The 11,107-nt window shown below is 49.4% G+C and carries 7 protein-coding genes; 6 read left to right on the forward strand and 1 reads right to left on the reverse strand.

Annotation, left to right across the window (positions count from 1 at the left end; translation table 11 throughout):
• From BM058_RS14520 to ltrA, 5 genes are all read left to right on the forward strand, one after another.
• Positions 1-337 (forward strand): IS30 family transposase (locus BM058_RS14520; RefSeq protein WP_143083038.1); only part of this gene is annotated, 337 nt, incomplete at its 5' end.
• A gap of 219 nt (positions 338-556) precedes the next feature.
• Positions 557-2,335 (forward strand): sulfatase, encoded by a 1,779-nt coding sequence (locus tag BM058_RS14525; protein ID WP_090927801.1) that lies wholly within the window; start codon positions 557-559, stop codon positions 2,333-2,335.
• A 153-nt stretch (positions 2,336-2,488) separates the two neighbouring features.
• Entirely contained in the window at positions 2,489-4,408 is a 1,920-nt protein-coding gene (locus tag BM058_RS14530; protein WP_090927803.1) for a beta-glucoside-specific PTS transporter subunit IIABC, read from the forward strand.
• A gap of 27 nt (positions 4,409-4,435) precedes the next feature.
• Positions 4,436-5,890, forward strand: a complete 1,455-nt coding sequence (locus BM058_RS14535) for a glycoside hydrolase family 1 protein (RefSeq protein WP_090927805.1) — start codon at positions 4,436-4,438, stop codon at positions 5,888-5,890.
• A gap of 872 nt (positions 5,891-6,762) precedes the next feature.
• Positions 6,763-7,998 carry a group II intron reverse transcriptase/maturase gene (ltrA, locus tag BM058_RS14540; protein WP_090927807.1) on the forward strand — a complete coding sequence of 412 codons (1,236 nt, stop codon included), beginning with the start codon at positions 6,763-6,765 and terminating at the stop codon, positions 7,996-7,998.
• Between the two features lie 88 nt (positions 7,999-8,086).
• Here the strand turns inward: ltrA and BM058_RS14545 are convergent, their stop codons facing one another.
• Positions 8,087-9,394, reverse strand: coding sequence for an MFS transporter (locus BM058_RS14545; RefSeq protein ID WP_090927809.1), 1,308 nt, complete (start codon positions 9,392-9,394; stop codon positions 8,087-8,089).
• Positions 9,395-9,975: 581 nt separating this feature from the next.
• On the opposite strand from BM058_RS14545, the gene BM058_RS14550 reads away from it, so the two are divergent.
• On the forward strand, positions 9,976-10,776 hold the full coding sequence (locus tag BM058_RS14550) for an NERD domain-containing protein (protein WP_177195576.1): 801 nt from the start codon (positions 9,976-9,978) through the stop codon (positions 10,774-10,776).
• Positions 10,777-11,107 lie beyond the last annotated feature (331 nt).

Genomic DNA, 11,107 nt, shown 5'->3' on the forward strand with positions numbered 1-11,107 from the left:
AAAAGCAATTCGTACGCTCCATGAAACATTACCAAACCAAGCTTTTCAAACGGCTACCGTCGATCGGGGAAAAGAATTTGCCTGTTACCCAAGAATCGAGCAGGAATGCAGCATTGATGTTTATTTTGCGGATCCTTATTCGTCCTGGCAGCGGGGCAGTAATGAAAATGGGAATGGGCTCCTTCGAGAATTCTTTCCCAAAGCAAGTGATTTAGCTCAGCTTACCGAAGAAGAGCTCCAACAAGCACTGGCTCTCATCAACGGACGTCCGAGAAAATGTTTAGACTGGAAAACCGCTCACGAAGCATTTGAGCAGGAAGTGTTGCACTTAGGTTGACAAACCGTCGAATACAAAAATGATTTGTTAAGCAGAAATTAGGAAGAAAATCCCGAACAGTTGGATGCAGACTGTCCGGGATTTTTTGATGGAAATGATAACGTTCCCAATCAGTGAAACCGTTTCCCATAAACCGTTGCAGCCCTTCTTTTTTTGGATATCTTCCTTCATGATGAAAATACATACACAGAACAGGGCTGCACGGAAGGAGATAGATCTATGAAGGCGATTCAACTGATGTTCGACACGTTGAAAAGGGATTACTTGAGTCCTTATGAGCATACAGATGTGAGCACGCCGAATTTCAAGCGCCTGCAGCAGAAAACGGTTCAGTTTGATCAATTTTTTGCCGGAAGTCTTCCCTGCATGCCGGCACGCCGGGATCTGCACACAGGACGTTACAACTTTTTACACCGCGGCTGGGGACCGCTCGAGCCGTTTGATGATTCGATGCCTGAGATTTTGAAATCAAACGGCATTTACACGCACATGGTAACGGACCACAAGCACTACTGGCGGGACGGCGGTTCTACGTATCATCCGCGTTATTCTTCCTACGAACTGATACGCGGCCAGGAAGGCGACCGCTGGAAAGCAAGAGTGAACAAGGATACAGACGTGGATGGTCTCGAACATCTGCCGGATGCGTTTAAAGCGAGAAAAGCAGAAAGCATGTCCCAGGATTTTGTGAACCGCGAATACATGGAAGCTGAATCAGAACATCCGATGGCGAGAACTGTTCAGGGCGGGCTGGAGTTTCTCGAAGAAAATAAAGACGCCGATCAATGGTTTCTGCAGATTGAATGTTTCGACCCGCATGAGCCATTTTTTGTCCCGGAAAAGTATTTAGCGATGTACGGGCTTTCCCAGGATGATTTCAACGGCTGGCTGCAGTACTCCAACGATGACTTCACAAACGAAAAAGCAGAAGTGATGAAAGGGTACTACAAGGCACTGGTGACGATGTGTGATGAGTATCTCGGAAAAATCCTCGATGTCATGGACGAACAGAACATGTGGCAGGATACGATGCTCATTGTCAATACGGACCACGGCCTGCTGCTTGGCGAGCACGACTGGTGGGGCAAAAACATCATGCCGGTGTACAACGAAATTGCCCATCTCCCGTTCTTTATATGGAATCCGCAGCTGCAGGTTCACGACGAAAAGAGAGAGCAGCTAGCGCAGAACATTGACGTCCCGGCTACCATTCTGGAATTCTTTGACCTTGAGGTGCCGGAGGTGATGAAAGGAAAACCACTGCGCTCTGTGATTGAGTCGAACGATGTCATTCACGAGTCCGCCCTTTTCGGTAATTTCGGGAACAACATCAACGTGGTGGATGGCGATTACATCTATATGAGAACGCCTTATCCGGGCAGAGAGGATTATCTCTATGAGTACACCCTCATGCCGATGAGAATGAACAGCCGGTTCAAGCCGGAGGAGCTGAAGGGAGCGGAGCTGGATCACTCCTTTTCCTTCACCAAAGGGGCCGGCGCACTGAAAATACAGACGTCGGACTTTATGGCGAAAAGCCATCAGCGGTTTGGTAACAAATTATTCCATCATGCTGTGGACCCCGGTCAGAAGTACCCGATCACCGATCCGGAAAAAGAGTTTGAGATGATCGTCAAAATGAAGCAGCTGATGGAAGAAAACGAAGCACCTTCTCCGCTTTACGCCTATTACGGTCTTGATCATATTCACAGCGTCGAGGACGTGCGGCAGGAGCAGGAAGAATTGAACAGGGAGAAAGAAGCTGTCAGTGAACATATCCATTTCGCTGACTACATGGTGAAGGAAGGGTATTTAACGCTCATTGCTTCCATCCAGGATGCCCGGAAAAAGGAAAAGATACAACGTGATCTTCAAAAAATCAGTGAGCAGCACAAGGTGACGGAGAATCATTTAAGAAACTGGCTCCAGCAGGAGATGGACGAAAAGGACCGGGCTTTTCTAACCTACCAGTTAAACATGGCTCTTCGTATCGATTAAAGGAATGACGCACACTGAACAAACAGGGTGGATCGTTCGTCCACCCTGTATATCGGCCTTTATTTGTAAGGGATTGCAATTATTTATTTTTTCACACACAGGCTGAATGAAAGGGTTTTTTGGAATGACACAAACAGAAGGACGTGCTGAAAAATGAAATATGAACAATTAGCAAATGACATTATAAAACATGTCGGCGGAACGGAAAACGTAAACAATGTTGTACACTGCGTGACGCGTCTTCGTTTTCAATTAAAAGAGGAAGACCGGGCAGATACAGAGACGCTGAAAAACATGGACGGTGTGGTTACGGTTACGCAAAGCGGCGGCCAGTACCAGGTTGTCATCGGAAATCATGTTCCCGATGTCTATCAGGCCGTCGTTGAGGTCGGCGGCTTTCAAAAGCAGGACACACAAGAACAGGATGATCAGTCGGATAAAAAGGTATTCGACAAGCTGATTGATATTATTTCAGGTATTTTCGCTCCTATTCTCGGGGTGCTTGCTGCATCCGGTATGATCAAAGGTTTCAATGCATTCTTTAACGCGGTAGGGCTGTACACCGAGGAATCCGGGACCTATCAGATCCTGCAGGCAGTCGGCGATGGATTGTTCCATTTCTTCCCTATCTTTCTTGGTATGACAGCGATGAAAAAGTTCAACGGAAATCAGCTCGTTGGTATGGCCATCGGTGCCGCTCTGACTTACCCGGCGCTAACCGGTTTGACAGAAGGCGATCCGCAGTATACGTTGTTCTCGGGTACGCTGTTTGAGTCTCCGATTCATATCACGTTTCTCGGCATACCGGTCATTCTCATGACGTACTCTTCGTCCGTGATTCCGATTATTTTGTCTACGTTCGTTGCGTCAAGATTTGAAGGCTGGCTGAAAAAAGTCATTCCGGATGTTGTGAAGACATTTTTGGTACCGTTTTTCACCTTATTGATTATTGCTCCGCTGACATTTCTTGTTATCGGTCCGATTGCTACATGGCTTGGAACGATCATTGGAAGTGGAACCATCTGGGTTTTTGAACTCAGCCCTGTATTAGCCGGTTTTCTACTTGGAGGGTTATGGCAGGTCTTTGTCATGTTCGGACTCCACTGGGGCTTGGTGCCGATCGGCTTGAATAATATTTCGGTCAATGGGTCCGATCCTATTCTGGCCTACATTTCAGCTACTTCTCTTGCGACAACCGGTGTGGTCTTAGGTGTTATGGTTAAAACAAAGCAGAAACAGTTAAAATCACTATCGATTCCCGCTGCGATTTCCAGTGTGTTCGGTGTATCCGAGCCGGCCATTTACGGCATCACTCTGCCGTTGAAAAAACCATTTATCATTACGTTGATCACGTCTGCCATCGGCGGTGCGGTCATGGGATTAATGGGAACCCGGGTGTACATGCTCGGTGGACTTGGTATCTTCGGTATTCCGTCCAAAATCGGTCCGGATGGTTTGGACATGGGATTCTGGGGCGGTATGATAGCAATGGGTCTGAACGTTATTGTAGGGTTCCTTTTGACGTATTTCTTTGGAGGAATTGGTCAGAAAGACCGCGAAGCGCTGGGTGCCGGCGGGGAGCAGAAGCAGCATGCATCCGGCGGAGACAATCACGACATCGTCAGTCCCATGCCGGGCCGGGCCCTGCCTTTATCAGAAGTGCCGGATGAAGCGTTCTCTACCGGCCAGCTCGGAAAAGGACTTGCGGTGGATCCTTCCGACGGGGTTGTTTTTGCCCCCGCTTCCGGTGAGATATCCGTATCATTCCCGAGCGGCCATGCCGTTGGAATCACCACTGATCAAGGCGCCGAGCTGCTCATCCATGTGGGACTCGATACGGTGCAGCTGAACGGGGACTATTTTGAATCCCATGTGAAACAGGGAGACCGCGTGGAAAAAGGACAGAAGCTGATTGATTTTGATATAGATAATATCAGGCAGTCGGGCTACTCTGTTGTCACACCGGTCATCGTGACAAACAGCGGTGAGTTCGATGAGCTGCATCTGACAAAAGAACAAGAAATCCACGCTGGTGACTATCTGATGAAGGTAGAAGCACCAGACCGGGGGTAACGTTTATTATAAGAAGGAGGTCATTCGATGTCACGCAGCAGTTTTCCAGAAGGGTTTTTATGGGGCGGTGCCACGGCCGCCAATCAGGTGGAAGGTGCCTATCAGGAAGGCGGGAAAGGACGGAATCTCGCCGATGTTTTACCCGGCGGACAGGCCCGCCTCCGTCTTCTCACGGAGCCTGGTTTTGATTTTGAAATGGACCGGGACACCTATACGTATCCGAACCATGAAGCGATTGATTTTTATCACCGGTACAAAGAAGATATCGCCCTGTTTGCGGAAATGGGTTTCAACGTCTACCGCATGAGTATCGCCTGGAGCCGTATTTTCCCGAACGGGGATGAAGAGGAACCGAATGAAGAGGGACTCGCGTTTTATGACCGTGTGTTTGATGAACTTCATAAATACGGTATCGAGCCGCTTGTCACCATTTCGCACTACGAAACGCCGCTGCATCTGATCAAGGAATACGGCGGCTGGAAAAACAGAAAACTTGTGGACTTGTTCGAACGCTATGTGACGGTTCTTTTCAACCGCTATAAGGATAAAGTGAAATACTGGCTGACCTTTAATGAAATCAATGGTGCTGTGCACTTTCCCCTGTTTGGGCTTGGTTTTTCCGCCACGAGTGAAGAAACGCGGCTTCAGGAATCGTTCCAGGGACTGCACCATCAGTTCGTCGCAAGTGCCAGAGCCGTTCAGCTTGGTCACGATATCATTCCGGATTCCCGTATTGGCTGCATGCTTTTGTATGCGCCGACCTACGCTTACGATTCCAATCCGGAAAATGTGATGCACGCGCTGGAGGAAGGGCGGATCTTCAACTTCCTCTGCGGAGACGTGCAGATCCGCGGGGAGTACCCGAGTTACAGCACACGGTATTTTGAAGAAAACGGCATCGACATCGAGATGAAGGAAGGCGACCTGGAGACCATCGCAGAAGGAACCGTTGATTTTATTTCGCTCAGTTATTACATGTCCAAGACGGAGAAAAAGGAGAAATCAGAGGAAGAGCTGAGCAGCGGGAATCTGCTGCAAGGCGTGAAAAATCCGTTTCTCGCAGCGAGTGACTGGGGATGGGAAATTGATCCAACCGGACTTCGCATCGCGTTGAACGAGCTGTATGACCGTTATCAGCTGCCGTTAATGGTCGTGGAAAACGGGCTCGGCGCCTACGATAAACTCGAAGAAGACGGCAGCATCCAGGACGACTACCGTATCGACTATCTGAAGAACCACATCCAGGCGATGAAGGAAGCGGTCCGGGACGGTGTCGATCTCATCGGCTACACCGCCTGGGGCTGCATTGACCTTGTCAGCGCCTCCTCCGGCCAATACGCCAAACGGTACGGCTTCATCTATGTGGACAAACACGATGACGGCAGCGGCACCCTGGAGCGCAGACGCAAAAAATCATTTTATTGGTACCAGGAAGTTATCCGCACGAACGGAGACAATCTCCAAGGACCTTCCGGTGACTAACAGCGCGGCCCCCGACCCTTGTAGTTCGGGGGTCGTTTTTTTGCGTCGCAGGATGTGGACACCAGTTGGTAGATGGACAGTTTTAGTTTCCACGGATGCAGCTTTAGTGGACACTATCAATCTGGCGCAGACAGATAGTGTCCACGGGCGGCTGGCAGGGGCTGCTAACACAGCGTTTGCGCGTGATAGTGTCCACGGAACTTATCCCGGTGGACACTAATTATTTTTCCGGGTTCTTTAGTGTCCACACCGCCTTCCGCCCCTGCCGATGTCAAAGCATAATCTGCGTGCAAAAAGATCCCGGGCAGCGGGCTGTCCGGGATCTGTTTCGTGTGCCCGGCACGCGCACAAGCTATAGGGTTAAAGTCCCGAACGGCGAAGGTCGTTGTAGCCGTTAGCTAAAGGCAAGGGTGTCCATCGCGAGGTGGAATCTGAAGGAAGCCGAAGGCAAATCTCCGACCCGAGGAACACGAATCTCATAGGAGGCTAATCTTCTTGGATGAGGCTGCGAAACAAGCCGAAGCCCGAACGACCAAAGAGAAGGTTAGTAAATGAGGCGGGTATATGGAGAGGAAGGTTGTGCGTTTACCCGGGGAGGTCTGATCGGAACGCCGTACACCTGCGGTAACCAGTTTCACGAGGAACTGCTGAACGATCAGAAGTCAGCTTCGGCCATAGTACCATGTGGTCCTAGGACATATGGGAAGGGCCGAATCATGAAAAGAGAGCTCTTTTCCCTGCGTACGTCTTCTTCGAGGACACAGAACATATCAGCTTTTTGAGAGAGAAGGGTGAATTCCCGGTGGGCTCAACGAGCGTGGAGGAGAAGGCCACACAAAGGATAGAAAGAGCCACGTGGAGGTTTGAAATCTATGCTGGAAGATGTCCTGCATCGTGACAATCTAAATCAGGCTTATCTCAAGGTAGTCCAAAACAAAGGAACAGCCGGCGTGGACGGAAGAGACACAACGGAACTGAAACATCAGATCTCCGAAGAGTGGACGGACGTGCACGAGAGGTTGCTGTCAGGAACCTATCAACCATCCCCGATCCGCCGTGTCAAAATCCCGAAACCGGACGGAGGGCAACGGAAGCTGGGTATCCCGACGGTTATGGATCGCCTGATCCAGCAGGCTTTAAACCTTTATCTTCAACCGATTTATGATCCTGCGTTCTCGGAACACAGTTATGGATTCCGTCCGGGCCGGCGGGCTCACGATGCTGTCCGAAAGGCGAAACAATATATCAACGAAGGATATACCTGGGTGGTTGATATTGATCTGGAGAAATTCTTTGACACCGTCAACCACGACCGCCTGATGCGGACCTTGAGCCACCGGATCCAAGATGGACGAATTCTTCGAATCATAAGGAAATACCTTCAAGCCGGTATGATGGATCAAGGTGTTACTCAAGCGAATACAATGGGAACACCGCAGGGAAGTCCGTTAAGTCCCCTCCTCTCCAACATTGTATTGGATGAATGGGACAAAGAAATGGAGAAACGCGGTATACGTTTTGTGCGATATGCCGACGACTGCCAAATCTATGCCGGTTCCCGAAAAGCGGCGGAACGCATCTTTCGAAAGATGACCCGGTTCCTGGAGAAGACGATGCGGTTGAAAGTGAACCAAACGAAAAGTGCGGTGGACAGACCTTGGAAACGAAAGTTTCTGGGCTTCAGCTTCACCGCTTCTTCCAAAGGAAATTCGAAAATCAGGGTTCACCGAACCTCGCTGGAACGGGCCAAGGACCGCATCCGAACGATCACGTCCCGACGGTGGAGCATTTCCATGGAGGACCGTATCAAGAAACTGAACCAGTTTCTCGTCGGTTGGAGGAACTACTTCGCTCTGGCCGAAACACCAACACCGTTCCGAAGAATGATGGAATGGATACGCCGGAGACTCCGCATGATTCGATGGAAAGAATGGAAAACACCGAAGACCAGGAAGAGAAAATTGCGAGGACTGGGAGTATCTCCCGCCAAAGCCCATGAGTGGGGGAATACCAGAAAAGGGTACTGGCGGGTAGCCTGTAGTCCAATTCTTCACCATACACTAAACGACGCCTATTGGCGCCGTTTGGGGTTGAAATCGTTGATTTAACGTTTGATTTTCATGAAACCGCCGAGTACGGATCCGTACGCTCGGTGGTGGGAGAGGACGGGGGTTAGTCACCCCCTCCTACTCGATTCTATTGTTCTTTGACTTTGTCTTCACTGATCACTTCACCAAATCGTTCTTCTTCAATCGTACTGAGTGATTTACCCAGCGTGTTAGGCGCAAGCGCGACGCCGATGATGAGGTGGATGACGAGGAATGTAATCATGACGATACCGGCTGCCTGGAAGCCGAGGGTTGCCATAACGGTTGGCAGCACAAACGACCAGATGGCGATGCCGGAGCGGACGATGAAAAACATCAGTCCCTGTGCGCTTGCTCTGTAACGGGTCGGGAATAGTTCTGCGGCCCACAGCCCGTAGAAAGCCTGCGCTCCGATACCTGCCGATCCGCCCCACAGGATAACGAATGCGATCAGCACCGGCCAGCTCATGCCTGCAAACGTCAGCATGACCCACGCCGCAATACCTGCAACGGCTCCGATGGAAAACAGCAGGCGTCTGCTCATTTTGTCTCCGAGAAGCATGAACCCAAAGTAGGTGAGGACAACGGTAAAGAACCACAGCACGGCTTGCAGCAGATTGGCACTTTCGTTGCTTAATCCTCCGACGTTTTCAAAAATATACGGCATGAAATAGCCCATGGCGCCGGAGGTCAAGTTCCAGAACAGATAGATTCCGATGAGCAGAAAGAGAGCCTGACGGTTTGCTTTAATAGTAAAAAGTTCAACCAGCATGCCTTTTGAAATAGGGGTGGAATTCGTGGTTTTGTTTTTGGTTTCGTTGTCTTCTTTCCAGAGATCGGATTCCGGAAGTCCCTGCCGTACGTACCAGGTGATAAGGGCTACGACAAATAAATGCAGGAAAATCAGACGGCTTCCCATCAGCTCAAGTGGTGCAACGGCGACAGCCAGTAAAAAGGTGATCATCGGTCCCATCGACCAGGCGAGCTGTGCGGTACCGACGTGTTTTGCGCGTTCTTTATCCGGTGCCTGTTCTGCGATGTATGTCCAGGCAGCAGGCACACCCGCTCCGACTGCAATACCGGTGATCACGGTACCGGCAAGGAGCATCGCAAAATTGACCGACCCAGCCACTAACAGGACACCGAGCATATAAACAAGCAGATCATACGTATAAATGAATTTCCGTCCGAGCTTGTCACTCAAAGGTCCGCCGATAAGTGCGCCTATTGCAGCGCCGAAAGCGTTTGCACTCAATGCACTTAAAAGTCCGACCGCGGTATTATCCAACCCAAGGTAGGCTTCCCATAACGTCAAACTGCTGGCAGCGGCGATGATGGAGCCGGCTTCAATATAGTTCGCCATCGCCACTGCAATCGTGGCGCGCCAGCCGGTGGTGCTTTTCTTTCCTATTTTCATTCTCCGCCTCCTCCTTTTAAAGCGTTTTCATATATGCCATTGGTATTTTATAGCATAGCATGTTTGAGGTCAATATAAATAAACATAAATAAATAAAAAAGAAGATATTAGTAGTTTTGTTTTTGTTGGTTATGTGCTGAAGTGGAAAATAGGCAAGGGTGGTGAGAAGGGACACTAGTTGATCGTTTTGCAGTGTTAGTGTCCATGGAAGCGGGGTTGGTGGACACCAGCAAGCTGGCGCGGACAGATAGTGTCCACGGGCGGTTGGCAGGAGACACTGGCGCAGAGTTTGAGTGTGATAGTGTCCATGAAACTAACCGCGATAGACACTAAGTGCATTTTTGAGTCGCATAGTGTCCCCTTCCACAGCGCCGCCCGCATAAAAATATGCTGTCAGCTGCATTATTCCATATTTTTCTTGCTTTGCTGGCGAAATTACTATACGATTAATTCAAAATAACAAAGATAGGCGGTTGGCCATGTTTCTCAAACCCCGATTTCCCTCCCGAGAACTCCTCTGTCTTCGTTCTCTGGCTTCACGCATGGAGCTTCCTCTGAAATACAGACAGCAGCTGACGAATATGGAAAAAGGACTGAATGGCGAAATGCATTTTGACAGTCAGCTGCAAGGTTTGCCGGACGAGGCTGCGATTTTATGCGACCTTCTTTTTGAAATCAATAACACCTACTTTCAAATCGACACGCTTCTTTTCTCGCCTGAAGTGGTTCGCTTGTTTGAGGTGAAAAACTATGAGGGGGACTTCGTAATAGAAAACGAAGCGTGGTACAGCGCTGCGGGGTATGAAATAAAAAATCCGCTTCTGCAGCTGCAGCGGAATCAATCCTTGCTGCGGCAGCTTTTTCAGAAGCATCACATCTCTCTCCCAGTACAATCCTTTCTCATTTTTACGCACCCAAACTTCTATGTTTATCAGGCTTCTCCTGATCTTCCTATTATTTTTCCACACCAAATCGAACCGTATGTTTCGCAATGGAAACATGACACCGTGCCGCTTTCCGATGAATCTTCCCGGGCTGTTGAAAAACTTCAGGCCCTTCACATCGAAACGTCTTTGTTTCGTCAGCTTCCACCATTTACACGCAAGCTTTTGCAAAACGGCATCCGGTGCCGCTCGTGCTCTGCTTTCCTCAAACTCCCGCAGCGGACGCTCGTCTGCCCGGCATGTGGTGTAACAGAATCACTGGAAAAGGGAGTCATACGGAACACAGAAGAATGGAAATTATTATTCCCTGAAGCCCCGCTGACAACCAGAGGAATGCATGAATGGTGTGGGTTGAACATAGATAAAAAGCGCATTAAGCGCATATTAAGTAAAAACTACAACCGCTCCGGATACGGCCGGCGTTCTTTTTTTCAATAGACAACTGTTTCGAAGATACTACGGTCCCATCACCGACGATTAGTATCCGCTGTGCTTCGAACAGTATCCGGCAAAGGGATCCTATGAAGAGCAGGGCATGCATTTCTTGTTTTACTTAATAGGAAAAAGAAGGAGGAAAGTAGATATGAGAACCACTAGGTGATAGATTTGGGAAAAAGTAACGAAAAACCGCCTAAACTATATGCTCAGTCCTTTCCTGGGCGGCAAAGAAATGATACAGAGGAATGATTTTCAAAGGTTCATGTTTCTTCTAAAGTGAAACCAGGGAATGGGCAAAAATAGAAACACACCCTGCCCCCGTTTCCAGAAA

Origin of the sequence: Salibacterium qingdaonense, from assembly GCF_900114715.1 — a bacterium.
GTDB classification, from domain to species: Bacteria; Bacillota; Bacilli; order Bacillales; family Marinococcaceae; genus Salibacterium; species Salibacterium qingdaonense.